This window comes from Nocardia sp. NPDC055050 (assembly GCF_053608345.1).
The window spans coordinates 1-15,515 of record NZ_JBSGVG010000002.1 but is presented as its reverse complement, the minus strand read 5'-3'; the positions used below and the strand labels follow the sequence as shown (position 1 = coordinate 15,515).

At 63.8% G+C, this 15,515-nt stretch carries 12 protein-coding genes; 8 read left to right on the top strand and 4 right to left on the bottom strand.

Features of this window, described 5'->3' with window-relative positions:
- The first annotated feature begins 313 nt into the window (after positions 1–313).
- Positions 314–1,426 carry a prenyltransferase/squalene oxidase repeat-containing protein gene (locus ACWGCN_RS02705; protein WP_452458169.1) on the top strand — a complete coding sequence of 371 codons (1,113 nt, stop codon included), beginning with the start codon at positions 314–316 and terminating at the stop codon, positions 1,424–1,426.
- Positions 1,393–2,436, top strand: a complete 1,044-nt coding sequence (locus ACWGCN_RS02700; protein WP_378989580.1) for a UbiA family prenyltransferase — start codon at positions 1,393–1,395, stop codon at positions 2,434–2,436. Before ACWGCN_RS02705 ends, ACWGCN_RS02700 begins: the two co-directional genes overlap by 34 nt.
- Here the strand turns inward: ACWGCN_RS02700 and ACWGCN_RS02695 are convergent.
- Both ACWGCN_RS02695 and ACWGCN_RS02690 read right to left on the bottom strand, forming a co-directional pair.
- The gene (locus ACWGCN_RS02695) at positions 2,420–3,811 is read right to left on the bottom strand and encodes a phthiocerol/phthiodiolone dimycocerosyl transferase family protein (RefSeq protein WP_452458170.1); all 1,392 of its coding nucleotides are present in this window, start codon (positions 3,809–3,811) and stop codon (positions 2,420–2,422) included. The genes ACWGCN_RS02700 and ACWGCN_RS02695 overlap by 17 nt on opposite strands.
- A gap of 7 nt (positions 3,812–3,818) precedes the next feature.
- Complete coding sequence (locus tag ACWGCN_RS02690; RefSeq protein ID WP_387446773.1) at positions 3,819–5,879, bottom strand: AMP-binding protein; 2,061 nt, start codon at positions 5,877–5,879, stop codon at positions 3,819–3,821.
- A gap of 229 nt (positions 5,880–6,108) precedes the next feature.
- Between ACWGCN_RS02690 and ACWGCN_RS02685 the strand changes: the two genes are divergently transcribed.
- The 3 genes from ACWGCN_RS02685 (at position 6,109) to ACWGCN_RS02675 (ending at position 9,190) form a co-directional block, all read left to right on the top strand.
- Complete coding sequence (locus tag ACWGCN_RS02685) at positions 6,109–7,161, top strand: alpha/beta fold hydrolase (RefSeq protein ID WP_449960575.1); 1,053 nt, start codon at positions 6,109–6,111, stop codon at positions 7,159–7,161.
- Between the two features lie 176 nt (positions 7,162–7,337).
- Positions 7,338–8,399: a cytochrome P450 gene (locus ACWGCN_RS02680; RefSeq protein ID WP_387446774.1), complete on the top strand. Its 1,062-nt coding sequence runs from the start codon at positions 7,338–7,340 to the stop codon at positions 8,397–8,399.
- Positions 8,396–9,190: a thioesterase II family protein gene (locus ACWGCN_RS02675; RefSeq protein ID WP_387446775.1), complete on the top strand. Its 795-nt coding sequence runs from the start codon at positions 8,396–8,398 to the stop codon at positions 9,188–9,190. The genes ACWGCN_RS02680 and ACWGCN_RS02675 overlap by 4 nt, the downstream gene beginning before the upstream one ends.
- Here the strand turns inward: ACWGCN_RS02675 and ACWGCN_RS02670 are convergent.
- Positions 9,125–10,354, bottom strand: a complete 1,230-nt coding sequence (locus ACWGCN_RS02670; RefSeq protein ID WP_452528946.1) for a cytochrome P450 family protein — start codon at positions 10,352–10,354, stop codon at positions 9,125–9,127. The genes ACWGCN_RS02675 and ACWGCN_RS02670 overlap by 66 nt on opposite strands.
- A gap of 4 nt (positions 10,355–10,358) precedes the next feature.
- Positions 10,359–10,676: an acyl carrier protein gene (locus tag ACWGCN_RS02665; protein WP_387446776.1), complete on the bottom strand. Its 318-nt coding sequence runs from the start codon at positions 10,674–10,676 to the stop codon at positions 10,359–10,361.
- Positions 10,677–11,135: 459 nt separating this feature from the next.
- Between ACWGCN_RS02665 and ACWGCN_RS02660 the strand changes: the two genes are divergently transcribed.
- Genes ACWGCN_RS02660 through nocL form a run of 3 tightly spaced genes read left to right on the top strand, consistent with a single transcriptional unit; the run spans position 11,136 to position 15,486 of the window.
- The gene (locus ACWGCN_RS02660) at positions 11,136–13,223 is read left to right on the top strand and encodes a non-ribosomal peptide synthetase (protein ID WP_452458171.1); all 2,088 of its coding nucleotides are present in this window, start codon (positions 11,136–11,138) and stop codon (positions 13,221–13,223) included.
- Between the two features lie 14 nt (positions 13,224–13,237).
- On the top strand, positions 13,238–14,281 hold the full coding sequence (locus ACWGCN_RS02655; RefSeq protein ID WP_378989590.1) for a polyprenyl synthetase family protein: 1,044 nt from the start codon (positions 13,238–13,240) through the stop codon (positions 14,279–14,281).
- A gap of 44 nt (positions 14,282–14,325) precedes the next feature.
- The gene (nocL, locus tag ACWGCN_RS02650; protein ID WP_378989591.1) at positions 14,326–15,486 is read left to right on the top strand and encodes a 3-methyl-2-indolic acid synthase; all 1,161 of its coding nucleotides are present in this window, start codon (positions 14,326–14,328) and stop codon (positions 15,484–15,486) included.
- Positions 15,487–15,515 lie beyond the last annotated feature (29 nt).

The following is a 15,515-nucleotide window of genomic DNA, read 5'->3' as shown; positions in this document are numbered from 1 at the left end:
CCAGCATTGCACAGGTTGTCAAGTGCTGCAAGGCAATCGGCGATGAGTGACAACTGCTGGAACATTCGACAAACCCTGGCGCTCGGGGGAACGGGCACGCTAGTATTCGGTTGACCGGGGGTCACGGGCTCGATCCGACTACACGATCGCCTGTTAGTTGCACGAAGGTGCACCGCGAGGGGGAAGCGTCATGGAATTCGTATTCGAGCGCCATCGATTCCGCGCCTCTCGGTAAATGTCGACAAGCGGGAAGCTGCCGCTGTATATCGTCGAGCGGCTTACCGAAATGGCATGGTTCAGATGGGAGACTGCCATGGGAGAAAAGACCGACCTCAGTGTCGAGGCTACAGTTTGGGAGAATATCGCGTGGCCGGGTATCGTCCACCTGGCCACTCAGATCAGCGGTGGGCCGACAGATCTCACCGACACGCTGCGAGTACCGCGCGAACTCGGTCTTAGATCGGATACCGAAGAACAGCAAGGCGATCTGTTCCAGCGCGCACTTATCGTCGACGTATTGACAGATTGTGCCGAGCTTCTCGGCGATCAGGCGAAACCGCTGATCGAAGGTGAACTCGATTATCTGCTGAACCGGCGACGGGGTGACGGGCGTGGCTGGAACTACTTCCCCGACCTGCCGGAATTCCCGCCGGACGCCGACACTCTCTCCTGCATCACCATCGCTCTGTCGCAGGCGGGGCTGCGAGCGGATGTCGAGAAATATTGTATCCCCGCACTGGAATTCGCGCTGGACCACTGCGTCGGGCCGAACGGCGTGGTCCGCACATGGTTGGTGCCCGACTTCGAACGCACCGCCGACGGGCGACTTCCCGAACCTTGGACGAATTGCCTGTGGGAGGACTCCGGTGACGCCGATGTATTCCCCAGCCTGTTGTTCGCCCTGCACCTGAGCGATCCGGATCGGTTCGCCGGTCCGATAGCGCGCGGAATCGACCACTTGGAACAGGTGCAGCGGCACGACGGGGGCTGGGCAAGCCCCTTCTACTGCGGGCGGTTCTACGCCATCTACGCGGGCCTGCGGCTGCTGTCGGCGGTGCGGCCGGATTCGCCGGCTGTGCTGTCCGCGGTGAATCTGCTGCGAGCGACCCAGCATCCGGATGGTGGCTGGGGCCGCCGTTCCGCGGGTAGCGACCCGCAGAGTACGGCACTGGCCTTGCTGGCATTGGCCACCGTCCCGGATCTGCTGAACAGCGAAGACCTCGAGCGGTCCGCCCGGGCGGCCGACTACCTCGCCGGTTCTCGCGGTGTGGATCGGCTGTGGCCGGCCGGCTCGCTGTACTGGATCTTGGACGAGGTCGGCAAGCCGCCGACGATGACTCCCTTCGCGAGCTCCACCTTGACTGCGGCGTTCGTGGTGAAGGCGAGCTCGGCGTGGCGCCGGATCGACACCCGCCCCTTCTTGTGATCGTTGTGGCGGAGAACCGGCGGCGGTTTCGTACTCACCTGACCGCGCACTGGGAAACGTGGCGGCCCTACACGCTGGCGTATCCGGTAATGCTCGCGCTGGCCGGAGTCGGTTCGACTGGTTCTGACAGCGACGGCTGGAAGGTCGCGATGTCGTGTGTCGGGCTGTCCGCCGGCTGGCTCGGCGCACACTATCTCGGAGATCTACTCGATCGCGATCTCGATGCGATCGCGAAGCCGCACCGGCCGATACCTTCCGGACGGCTGACACCCACCGAGGCGGCCGTCTCCGCAATGGTGTGTTTCGGTTTGCTCATCGGGATCGGCATCGCGATCGACTGGCGCACGGTTCCCGTGTCCGCGGCGATAATAGTGGGAATCTTCGGCTATAGCGCGAGATTCAAGGCTCGAGGGTTCTCAGGTAACGCTGTGCGCGGCTCGTTGGGAGCTTTCGGACTGTTCTACGGTGCGATGGCCGTCCACTCCTGGGCGACGTGGACCCTGCTGGTATCGGCGTTCGTATTCTGCTGCCACGACATCAGTTCCAACCTGGTCGGTACGCTGCGAGATGCCGAGGGAGATCGAGCGGGCGGTTACGATACCGTCGCCGCGGTTCGCGGGACGACATTCACTGTCGCACTTGCCCGTTCCTTATACGCTGCGGCGATTGCCGCAGCGATGGTCGTACCGTGGTTTCTGGGGAAGAACAACGGCGCGTACGTCGCGTCGCTCATCCTTTCCGCGATGCTCGGCTGGTACGCGTTCCGCCTGCTGAGTCGTTCCGATCACTCCCAGAGAATTCAGGCATTACGAGCGCACGCGATGCTGAATATCGAACGACTCGTCCTCACTGCGGGATTCGCGACGTACGCGGTCGATCTGGGAGCGGTGGTGCCGGTATTGCTTGTTTCGATTCTGTCTGCTGTGGTCTTGCATCGCATCATGCGAGAAAAGCACGAATTCGGCGCGAATCACCCGGCGCGGGCGACGTCACCTACCGGACCGGGCTGACGGTCAGCGCGGCCACCGCCCTATCGGCGATCCGGCCGGCTCGCTCCGCCGACATGAGTCCTTCGATGAAGGTGAAGTTCCAGTACAGATCCCCACCACTGATCGTCACAACCGAACGCAAGCAGCTGAGACACGATATTCCGGCGGCCGCCTGAACGCCGGTGACATCCCACTCACCGATTCTGCCGGGCATGTTCAACCGACCGAAGTTCGAGATGGCGATGCCCCGCGACGTCTTGTGGTCGATGAGATCGATGAGCGGCCCGCTGGACTCGACCGACGGCGGAGCCATGAAGGCCAAGGCGGCGAAAGCCGACAGATGCTGCCCGAACCGCAGCCGTCTTGCCAGATCGCGATCGAACTTGCGCGCCGCGATCCAGAAGTCGGCCGCGGGATCGGCGGCGACATGCGCGACCACTCCGCTCGCGTACGAACCGAGTTCCCGGTTGTCGACGCGTGGCACCAATTCATGCCGCAAGCTGATCGCCGATATGACCGATACCCTGCCGGCTCCGGCGGGGGTGATCTCGGCCCCCACCGCCCGTGCCGTGGCGGCGGTCAGGGCAGCGTGCAGGGTGACGCCTTCGTGCCGACAGCGCGCGAGAAGGCCGCTGAGGTCCGCGGCCGGCAGTATCCGCCGGATGAACCGCGTGCGGCGCTCTTGTGGAGGCACTGTGGCCTCGGGTTCGAGCGACTGCGGTTTGCTCAGCGCTGTGATCGCCCGATCCACGCGCGAGACGGCCCTCGCCCGGGCGATGCTTCGTAGTCGGCGAGGCAGCAGGTCTTCCGGAACCGGAAGGGGGCTGCGCGACCGTACGGCCGTTCTCGGCGAAGCGTCGTCTGTGGTCGACTGCGCGGCGTGTTCGAGAAGGCGCCGCAACAACGACGTCATGCCCATGCCATCGGTGATGAGATGCGCCGCCGTCAGAATCAGGTCGTGCGACTCGTCCGGTGTGCCACCACCCCGGACGATGTCGACGATTCGGGCCAGCGGGCCGGTTCGCCAATCGATGCGCTCGGACAACTGCACCGTGTCGACCTCGGCGTCGGCCGCCTGCGCGTCGTCTGCCGCCACGTGAACGGTCCGGATCGGGATGCGCGGATCGGCCGTCGGCACGAACCGCGGATTCGTGCCGTCGGGCTCGGTCTCGACGTGGACTCTCAGCAGAGGATGTTCCGCGACCACAGCCTCGGCGGCCAGGGCGAGCTGCTGGTGTTCCATCCGGCCGCGCAGATGCACCCAGACGACCGCGTTCATCGGTGAAATCTGGTCGATGATCCAGAGCCAGCGCTCGGACGGCCCCAGTGGCCGGACCACCTGGGGAGTATCGGACGCGCGGGTACCCGCGGAATTCTCCTGGATTTCCATGAACATGTACCCCTCACAGATCGTTGTACAAAGACTCGAGACGACTCTCGTACCGTTCCTTCAGAGCCGGGCGCAGCAGTTTCCCCGAACTCGACAGCAGTCCGTTCGTTCGGGTGAACTCCTGCTGCTCGACGATGAAATCACGAGGAATTTCGTAGGAGGCGAGTGCATTGTCCGTTGCGACTTGCCGGAGTGCGGCAGAGAGCTTTTCCTTGCCGTTCTCGGGGTCGACGAGATCCTGATTCGGCACGACCACCGCGAGCAAGAACGGCTGTGCGCTGTTGCCGTAGATGTAGATCTGGCGTAATTCGGGAGTGCCGGAGTACATCGCCTCCAGCTTGGACACCGACACGAAACCCACGGCCGCGAGCTTGAGAATATTCGACGCTCGATCGATGTAGGAGAGGCGGCCGGGCGCCACTTCTGCCATGATATCGCCCGTCTTGTAGAAGCCATCGGCGTCGAAAACGTCGGCAGTGTCCTCCGGGCGCTTGTAGTATCCGCTGAAAGCGCAGATGGACTTTATGTACAGTTCGCCGCGGGGATGCGGTCGATCCGCATTCGTGTAGCCGCTCTCCGGTACGTCGACGAGCTTGTAGTCGACCACCGGCGGCTGCAGTATCCAGCCGTTCTCCGTCACCGTGGTCCCGGCTTCCGTCGACCCGTAACCGTCGACGACCTGGATTCCGAGGCACGACTGTACGAAGTCCCGGATCGTCGTCGAAAGCGGCGCGCCCCCACAGCATGCTGTGACAACGCGGCCCCCGAGTACATCGACACGGATCGTCTGCATCGCCGCCGCGGTCGCAGCCGCCTGGTCGATTCCGAGTTCCAGGAGCCGGCTCTCCTCGCTCTGGAACAGCCGGAAGATTTCGCCGCACAGCTTGGGGACCATCACCAATTCTGTCGGACGTACCAGCGTGAGATCCTCCAGGAACGTGGAATTGTCGCTACCAGCGGTGAAATACCCTGTGCCACCGTTGGACAGGGTCGATGCCAGCCATTGCCGCCCGCCGAGAAAGCTCAGTGGCAGATTCTGCAGATGCAGGGCGGGGACGGTCGGGTCCGGGCGGCCGACGGATCGTTGCCAGTAGTGTTTGATCCAGCTCGTCGGAAACATCGCACCCTTCGGCGTGCCGGTGCTTCCGGAGGTGTAGATGATCGTGGCCAAGGTGTCTTCGTCTTCGGGCACATACACCGGCGGTGGCGCGTGCTTCTTCCCGGCGGCGATCTCGTCCGGTAGTGAGGTCAGCGTCAGCTCCGGCCGTACCGCGGACAGGCGTGTTCGAGCACGTCCGAGCAATGACCGATGCTTGTCGTCGTCCGGGACGTAGTCGAAGACGACGACACGCTCTACCGCCGAATCCTCGGCGAGTGCCGCGATCGCCACGGGCAGGGATTCGACGCTGACCGCGAGCAATCTGGGTGCTGTCTCCCGAAGGATCGGAACGATCTGATGAGCGTCGAACGTATTGTGCAACGGCACCGTGACAAGTCCGGAGAGTGTGCATGCCAGATCGACGACGGCATAGTCGGCACTGGTGAATCCGAGCGTGGCGACGAAATCGCCTGCGGTCAATTCGCCACCGTCCGGAGCGGACCACCGGGCTCGTAGACAGTTGATCAAAGAATGAAATTGCCGATAAGTGATGACATCGAACGAGTCGGATCGTCGGTGCCCCAAGGCGGGGCGGTCCGCGTAGCCGCGGAGGTATACCTCGATCATCTGCGCGGCGCTCGAGCTCGGATCACCGGCGGCCGCACTCACCTCTGCCGACGGTGCGGACGAGGCGAACTGTTCGTCGGTGGCCCGAAGGGTCTCGGCGAGGCGATAATTCACCTGCGCGTACGGGTGTAGCGAAGTCAGGTGCGCGCTTATCGATCGGACGGTCGCCCGCCGGAACAATTCGTCCATCGGTACCTCTATGTCGAAATGATCGATGAAAGCTTCCTGGATCCTGGCCATGGTCAGCGAATCGCCGCCGAGAACGAAGAAGTCGTCATCGTCGGAGAATTCGGTGAACCTCAGCTCGCGAGCCCAGATACCGCGTACGGCCTCTGTAATCAACGGCACTTTCCTTATGACCGAGGAGCAAGGTGTGTCCAGCGATATGGTCTGTCCTCGGGGTCGGGGTTGTCAACAGCTCGCACCGGTCGGCCGTTCGGTCGGGTGCCGGCACCGGTCCCGACCTGGCGCGACGATGTTCATTCTGGTGAACCGTTGATGAAAGTCGTTCCGGGGCGCTAGCATTCGGGTGTCGGGGGCGATCATGAGGGGGGATTCTCGATGATGTCGACAAGCCATGGCGATCCTTGTTTCGGTGGTCGGTGCGCACGGCAGCGAGCGGCTGTCCGCGCCCGGGAAGAAGGGTGAGCACAGCATGGAGACCTGGCTCAGGCGCTACTGCGCGCCCCATGGCGCACCGACAGAGCGCCTGATCTGTTTTCCGCACGCGGGCGGTACTTCTCACGCCTTCAGAGGGTGGCCGCGGAGAATGCCCGCCGGCGTCGAGACCATCGTCGTTCAGTATCCGGGCCGACAGGATCGCATCGCCGAGCGATGTCTCGAGGACATGGACGCGATGGCCGACGCGCTGGCATCCGAGCTGACCGAGCTGACCGACCTTCCGATGGCGATGTTCGGGCACAGCATGGGATCCGCGATCGCCTACGAGGTGGCCCTGCGACTCGAGCGCGATCTCGGATTCATCGTCGACACCGTCTTCGTGTCGGGACGAACCGCACCGCATCAGCGCCATGGCGAAGACGACCATCGCCTCGACGACGAAGATCTTGTCGCCGCGATGCGGCGGCTCGGCGGTGGAGACGACGACGTCTACCGCAACCCGAAACTGTGGCCCCTCATCCTCCCGCCACTGCGCTCGGATCTGCGGCTGCTCGATGCCTATCGTCCAACAACGCTGACGCCCCTACAGGCGGCCTTCGTCGCCTTGGGCGGACAAGAGGATCAGACCTGCCCCGTGGCCGATCTTCATGCGTGGACCGCGGCCACGACAAAAGACATCGAGGTCCGAACGTTTCCTGGCGGGCATCACTACCTCGTCGCCGAGGAGGCTGATGTTGTCGCCGCCGTTGTCAGCCGTCTCGCGACACGACCGCCACTCACCTCGACGGAGCAGGACGTGGTCGACATCTGGGCAGAGCACCTCGGAATCTCCGGAATAGGCGTGGACGACGATTTCTTCAGTCTGGGCGGACACTCGCTCGTCGGCATGAAGATCCTCGACGACATCGACCGCAGGCACCATGTCGAGATCTCACCCGTCGAGTTCTACCTGCAACCGACGCCGGCGGCGCTGGCCGCGAGGATCCATCAGACGATCGGCACACCGTGATGCCCGCCGGTGTCATTCGTGACGGGGCCGGCCTCGCCGCAGTCGACCTCCTCGATGCCGGCTTTCACGCCGGTGACCCGCATGCCGTTTGGACGTACATGAGGGAGCACGCCCGGCTGCACCGACAGGAGTATGCCCCGGGGCGTTCGTTCTGCTCCGTCACACGATATGACGACGTGTGCAGGGTGCTCGGCGACCATGACGCATTCACCTCCGAACGCGGCACCGTCATCACGCAACTCGGACACGACGACATCGCGTCCGGCCTGCTCATGACCTCCTGCGACCCGCCCCGCCACACCGAGGTGCGTCGACCGCTCGCCAAGCGGCTGAGCGCGGGGGCGACGAGCGCGATGGAATCCGAGATCCGGTACGCCGTCGACCGCGTTTTCGCCGACGTGCCCCACGACCGACCATGGGACCTTGCCGAGCGCGCGCTCCGGCTGCCGATGGTGGTCGCAGGCCGGCTACTCGGCGTACCGGAATCGGACTGGGACGACCTGATCCGCCTGGCTGCCATGGCCGCGGCACCCGAGGACCCGAATTTCGCGATCGGTGCCCGAACCGCGACGCTGACCGTCGCGCACCATCAGATCTTCTCCTACTTCACCGAGCTCATCCGGTGTCGGCGCGCGAGTGTCGGACACGACGACCTACTCGGCCATCTCATGTCGATACAGGCAGGCGCCCAGCCGCTGTCGGACGTCGAGGTCATGTACAACACTTACAGCCTGCTGCTGGGCGCCAACGCCACGACGCCGCATACCGTTTCCGGTGCAGTCCTCGCGTTGGCGCGAAACCCCGACGCATGGCAAGCGGCCCACGATGACCCGGCACTCGTCCCCGGTCTGGTCGAGGAGGGGATTCGCTGGACGTCGGCAGCGAGCAACTTCATGCGCTATGCAACACGACCGACGCAACTGAGCGGCGGGACCGTAGCGACCGGGGAGCCGGTCGTGGCCTGGATCGGGTCCGCCAACCGCGACGAGACGGTGTTCTCCAACTCGCACGCCTTCGATATCGCCCGGCGCCCGAACCGCCACATCGCGTTCGGATACGGCCCGCACTATTGCATCGGCGCGCCGCTCGCCCGGCTGACGTTTCGCATCGTGTGCGAACAGTTCCTGTGCCGGTTCGAGTCCGTCGAAGTCGACGGCGAACCGCGACGGCTCCGGTCCTCCTTCATCAACGGCATAACGCACCTCCGGGTCCGGACTCCTAGGCGGGACGAAGCGTGACGCGTTCGACTCCGAAAGTCGCCGGCGGGGCGCGCTGGTTGCTGCGCCCGCCGGATCCGGCGGCGAAGGCACGACTGTTCTGCCTTCCCTATTCGGGGGTCGGTGCCTCGATGTTCGCGCAATGGCCGCGGCGCATCGGAGGTATCGAGATCTGCCCGATTCAGCTGCCCGGCAGGGAGAATCGGATCGGTGACCAGCACTTCGGTTCCTACGAGCAACTCGCGGTAGACCTCACCGAGGCGCTGAAGCCCTGGCTGACGGTGCCTTTCGCTGTTTTCGGCCATTGCTCCGGGGCGCTACCGGCATTCGAAACCGTGGTCAGGATCGAGGAGCTCGGTCTGCCGTCTCCGAAAATGTTGTTCGTCTCGGGTCAGGTGGCTCCCCATGATTGCCCGTTCGATCGCCTGCTCGATCTGGACGAAGACGGGCTCCGCGCCGAACTGTCGGAGGTTATTCGCAGCCGCGGCGCGGTAGCCCGCCCGGCGCTGGTGGATGCCGCGCTGACGGTATTGCGCAATGACCTCGTGGCAACTCGCGGATACCGGCGGTTCCCGCCGGTCCGCCTCGGGTGCGGGATCACGGCAATACATTGGGACCGCGATGCCGAGATCGAGCGTTACCAACTCGACGGATGGCTGCGGTACAGCGATACCTGCCGGATGATCGAGCTGTCCGGCGGTCATTATGACGTCTTGAGCGCGCCGGACTCGCTGTTGCGGGCGGTATCAGCCTGGGGAAAGGACGAGTGGCAGGTTTGTCAGCCCGCGGACGAGGAGGCTTCGTCGCCATGACAGGGTCGCGCCGACAGCGAGTCGAATGTCGGGAAACCGGTCCAGTAGAAACGTGATCGCGATGACCGCCTCCATGCGCGCCAATTGCGCACCGACACATTTGTGGATCCCGTACCCGAAGGCGATGTGATTATTGTGCGCGCGGTTCATATCGAAGCGTTGGGGATCCTGGAATCGCTGTGGGTCACGATCGGCGGCAGCCATCGACACCATGACGAGTTCCCCAGCGGGGATCTCGATGCCGCCCAGGGTGATAGGGACGGTCGTATATCGGAATGTAGCTTCGCAGGCCGACGATTCATAGCGCAGAACCTCTTCGACAAAGTCCGGTATGCGACCCGGGTCGGCACACAACGACCGATGGACATCGGCATCGGCGAGCAAGATTGCGATGGAGTTGCCGATAAGGTGTGCTGTCGTCTCGAACCCCGCGACAAGGAGCATGAACACCATGCTGACCAGTTCCCGATCGGTCAGCCGATCATCGTCATTTCTGGCCGCGACGAGTTCCGACAGCAGATCGGTCCCCGGAGCGGAGATCTTCGTCTCGATCAGCTGTTTGATGTAGACGACGAACTCCTGCATGATCGCGAATTTGTCCCCGGTGGAATGCTCGCCGGAGAAGATGATGGTCGTCCACGCGCGGAATTTGTCGCGATCTCCGCGCGGCACTCCGAGCAGGGATGATATGACCATTGTCGGTAGGGGGATTGCGTAGGAATCGAGTAGGTCGTGAATCTCGCGCGAATCGGCGGCCATGTCGGCGAGGAGGGAATCGGCGATCTTCTCGACGCTCGGGGCCAGATTTCGGACAGCCGGTCCGGCGAACGCCCCAGTGAGGAGGTTGCGTAGCCGAGTGTGTTGCGGCGGATCGTAGAAGACCATCATGTCACTGAACAGACCGCTCTTGACTCGCTGGTCGCCGCCGTGATCGGTGAGTGCTGCCCGGGCACCCGGAGACTGGATCACCTTGCTGATGGTGGTGTCGGCGAAGGCTGCCTTCGCGGACTCGTAGCCGGTGACCAGCCAGCCGGTGCGGCCGTCGGGAAACCTGACGAAATGTACCGGCCCCAGGTCGCGCAGCCTGTCGTAGGCGGCATGTGGATTCCGGTAGTACTCGTCGCCCAATTCGATCGGTGTGGACTGTGACCGCTCGTGCTTCATCCGTCTACTCCCCGCCTGCGCGTCGTTGGATCAGTTTCGCCAACTGTGCGACCGTCATCGTGAGTTTGATGTCTGCCGGTTCGATTTCGGCGCCATATTCCTGATCGATGGCCGCACCCAAATCGATCGCGCCGACGGAGTCCAGCCCCAGATTCACCAGTGCCAGACTCGCGTAGTTGTCGTCCAGTTCTTCGCCGATCAGCCGGGATATGAATTGCCCGACGAATCTTTCGACGTCTCGAGTTCTTCCCTTGTTCGCCGTGCCGTCATCATCGGCTGTCGGTCGTGAAAGACGATTCCACGGTCTGTAATTAACCCGCACAATGCTTCCGCCGTTTCTTCCCGAATTGTTGCAGTGTAATAGCTGGATGCCGGGTGCTCCGGTCCCCCCGATCAGTCGCTATTGCATAGGACTACAGCTGGGTCGGGGTTGTCAACAGTCGGTTCTTGCCGTCTTCGGTGAGTCGTTCGCCGGTACCGGTCGCGACCTGGTGTGACGATGTTTGTTGGGCGGATTCGTTGATGAAATCGGTTCTGTTCCGCTAGTATTCGGGTCGAAGGGGGAGGTGGTTCGGTGAATGGCATAACTGACGATTCGGCCACGATCATGTCCATCGATCGATGGCGGCGATATGTTGCGGACAGCCCGTTCAGCTTCGCGTTACCAGGCGATCGCGCGCACGGTTCGAGGCGAACTCCTGCCCCGAACAATGTATGTGCCACGGTGCCCATTCCGGATATTTCCGATGACTCGATCCGGGATCTCGCAATTGACATGGGGGTGTCTTATCGGCCTGTATGGCTGGCATTGTTTGCGGCCCTCGTTCACAGGTATACCGGCGAGACGGATTTTCTTGTTGCCGAGGCAACGGCGCAGGGTCTGCTGGCACATCGCATCGACCTGGCCGGCTCGCCGGCCTTCCGCGAGCTGGTCGGCAGACTTACCGCCGAATCCGGCCAGGTGCCGGAACTTCTCGGTCCCATACCGGCCGAGAGCCTCCTCGAGCTGGTCCAGCCCGACGCGCGAAACGCGGAGCGCGTACCCTTCACCGCGGCGTTCGGATCGTCATGCGACGTATCCGATTCCGGTGTCACGGACATCGCCGACCTCACCGTGGTCATCGATCGCGGTGCACTCGTCTACCACGCCGAGCAGTGCTCCATCGCCGACGCGGAGCTGATCGCGGGCCATTTCGCGACGCTCGCCGCCGCCGTGCTCGCGGATTCGGATCGCCCGGTGAGCGGATTGCCGATCCTTGCCCCACGAGAGCGCGAGACCCTTCTCGTCGAGTGGAATGCCACCGCTGCTCCCGCCGATCCGTTCCGGACGCTGCAGGGGAGGATCGCCGAGCTCGCCGTCGCCGACCCAGGGCACCCGGCAGTCGTCGACCCGACAGGAACCGTGACGTTCGGCGAACTCGACCGGGCTGCCAATCGCCTCGCCAATCACCTTGGGGCCGTAGGTGTTCGGCCGGGCGATCGAGTGGCGATCCTGCTCGAGCGTTCCGCGTCGAACGTCATCAGCCTGCTCGCGATTCTGCGCAGCGGCGCGTCCGCGGTACCCCTGGATCCGGCGAACCCACACTCACGCACCGCGTTCATGCTCGACGACTCCGGGGCGACGGCCGTTGTCACCGCGGACGCCATGACACCACAGTTGGCGGGTGTCCACGGATTGAGGATCATCTGCCTCGACGGCGACGCCGCCACCATCGGCTCGGCCGCGGATTGCGCTCCGCCGCTGAATCCGGAGCCGGACGATATCTGTCATGTGTTCTACACCTCGGGGTCCACCGGGAAACCGAAGGCCGTCCTGGAACGGCACGGTGCGATGTCCAACATGATCGCCTGGACCGCGCGCGCCTGTGGCATCGCTCGCGCCGATCGCGCCACCTGGATCTCCTCGCCCGGATTCTCCGTCGGGCTCATGGAGTGGATCCCCTTCCTGGCCAACGGCACGACCGTGTACACAGCACCCGCCGACGCCGCGAGGGATCCGAAACGGTTGCGGGACTGGCTGATCGAGAACGCGATAACGCACACATTGCTGGTGAGTTCGGCCGCCGAACGTGTGTGGTCGCTGGATTGGCCGGACGTTTGCGCGCTGCGCTACATGGTGGTCGCCGGTGAACAAGTCCGCCGCTGGCCGCGGGCCGACCTGCCGTTCGAGGTTGTGGTGAGCTATGGCTCGACGGAGACGACGCTCGTGGCCTCGACCTTCGACGCCGCGGCAGGCGTGCGCGTCACCTCGGCCACCGTTGCCGGGGCGGAGCGGGACAGTCCGCCGCCGATCGGAAAGCCGATCACCAACGTTCGCGTATACGTGCTGGACGAGGCAGGCGAGCCCGTCCCCCGCGGTGTGGTGGGTGAGCTGTACGTGGCGGGAATCGGAATCGCGGCCGGCTACCTCGACCGGCCCGAGCTGAACAGCGAACGCTTCGTTCCGAGTCCGGTGCCAGAGGAGCCGGACGCGATCGTCTGCCGCACCCGGGACCTCGTTCGATATCGCGCCGACGGAATGCTGGAGTTCATCGGTCGCGCCGACCAGCAGATCAAGATTCGGGGATTCCGCGTCGAGCCCGGTGAGATCGAGGCGCTGTTGTCGGCCAGGCCGGACATTCTGGAGTGCGCAGTGACGCTGCAGGCGACGACCACGGGTGGGCGCCTGATCGCCTATCTGGTTCCGGAGGACGGCGCCGAGCTGTCGGCCAGCGGATTGCGCTCCGAACTGTCGGCGCAGCTGCCGCACTACATGCTCCCGGCGCAATTCCGGATCCTGGACACATTACCGAGATCGCCCTCGGGAAAGGTCGATCGCACAGCGCTGACTCCGTCGGTCGGCCTGCGCCTGTCGGGTTTGTCGATCTGATCGGACTGATACATATGAACGCCACTCCCTTCTCCGGCACGCAGATCTCGCGTGCGCCCGACCTGCACGCCGCACTGGCCGACCGCCGCGCTTTGCTCCACGACGGTATGCGCCGGGCCGTCGCGGAATTGAGCGACGAGATCAGACCGATCATCACCTATCACCTGGGCTGGACAGATCCCGACGGAAGACCCGCGAACGGTGACGCAGGCAAATGCCTCCGCGGCTGCCTGGCACTCTTGTCCGCCGAGGCGGTGGGTGCGACGCCGGAAATCGCCGTTCCCGGCGCGGTGGCGGTCGAGCTCGTCCACAATTTCTCGCTTCTGCACGACGACATCGTCGACCTGGACCGGGAACGCCGGCATATGCCGGCCGCGTGGACTGTGTTCGGCGTCGGACCCACCATCGTGGCGGGTGATGCCCTGCTGATGCGCGCCCTCGACGTCCTCGGCGGAACCGGCAACTCGGAAGCTGCCCTCGCGCTGGCGACGGCGACATCGACAATGATCGAGGGCCAGGCGGTGGATCTGTCCTATCAGGTGCGGCGCGATGTGGGCGTCGATGACGTTCTGGCGATGTCGGAGAAGAAGACCGCAGCCTTGATCGGCTGCTCGACCTCGATCGGGGCGCTACTCGGCGGCGGGGCACCCGACGTGGTAGCGGCGCTCCGGGACTTCGGGACGTATCTGGGTATCGCATTCCAGGCGATCGACGACATTCTCGGCACCTGGGGCGATCCCGCTGTCACCGGTAAGGATGTCGGAGGCGACGTGCGCCGCCGGAAGCTGACCATGCCGCTCTCCGCCGCGATGAGGCAGAGCGGGGTGGAGGCCGCAGAGCTACGCACCTTGATGAACAACTCCACCGACCTCACGCAGGCGCAAGTCGCCCGGGCGATCCACCTGATCGAGCACTGTGGGGGCAGGCAGTGGACCGAACGATGTGCAGGCCGACACCATCAGCTGGCGCTCGCCGCGCTCGCCGTCCTGGACACCGATACCGACGCATGGCGGTTGTTGTCGGGAGTGGGGGAGTTCACGGTCGGCCGCTCGTATTGATGTAGGACTCGAGATCGATCACGAATTCAGAATTGGGGAGATATATGACTGTCGATATTCAGATCGGCCGGAGATTCAACCTTCCAGAGCTCAGCCGATCGGCGGAAAAGGCGAAGAACATCGACGTGCGGGGAATATTGGGGCTCGAGATCGATGCCGATCTTCCCGACGACCCTGCTGTGGTGGCTCTGGCGTTGACTCGCGACACCTCCGTCTCTACAGAGGAATTGAGAACCGCGGCCGAGCGGCGGATCGCCCAGCGGTCACCGCGGCTGCATACGTTCGTTCCGCTGTACACGACGAACCACTGTGATTCCGAATGCAAGATGTGTGGCATGAAGAAGAGCAACACGCGGATGATCCGGAAGCTCGCAGGGAAGCGCGAGATCGAGGACCAGCTGCGTATCCTGCTCGAACACGAGGGTGTGGCCGGCGTCGGATTCCTGACCGGCGAGTACGAAGACGAATACACTCGGCTCGTCAACGCTTTTCGGATAGGCTGGGCGATCCGGACGGCATTCGATATGGGGTTTCAGCGCGTCTATTTCAATATCGGCAGCATGACCACAGCCGAGATCGAAACGCTCGGTGAATGGATCGACCGCGATGAACCGGCGACTATGTGTGTCTTTCAGGAGACGTACGACCGCCATACTTACGAGCGCTTCATGGGAGGTAAGGACGGCGCCCCGAAAGCGGACTACGATCGGCGGATCCAGTCCTTCGACCGGTGGTTGGACGCGGGGTTCAAGTATGTGAACCCGGGTGCCTTGATCGGCCTGCACGATATCGAATCGGAAATGATCGCACTCGTTTCCCACGCGACATATCTCGCCCGCCGCGGCGGGATCGTCGATATCTCTCTGCCGCGTCTCCGGCCCGCGATGGCATCGAGCAACCGGACAAAGGTCGACGACCAGGCATATATTCGGCTGATGGCGGCGATCGCCTTCGTCTGCCCGGACCAGCGACTGGTCTTGACCAACCGGGAGGGAAAAGCACTCCGGGACAGCGTCATCGACCTGTGTGGCGTCATCAGTCCCGGCAGTCCGGACGTTGCGCCCTATCGGCGTGGCGACGACATCGTGAACGAGGAGAACTCCTCGCAGTTCTTGGTCGCGGACCTGGCTCGGCCGTCGACGATCTTGAAACAGATAACCGACACCGGGCGTGCCGTGCAGAACTTCGCCCCTGAACCGCGCTGACGTGCGCCTGGACGGGGGCTCCGCCTAGG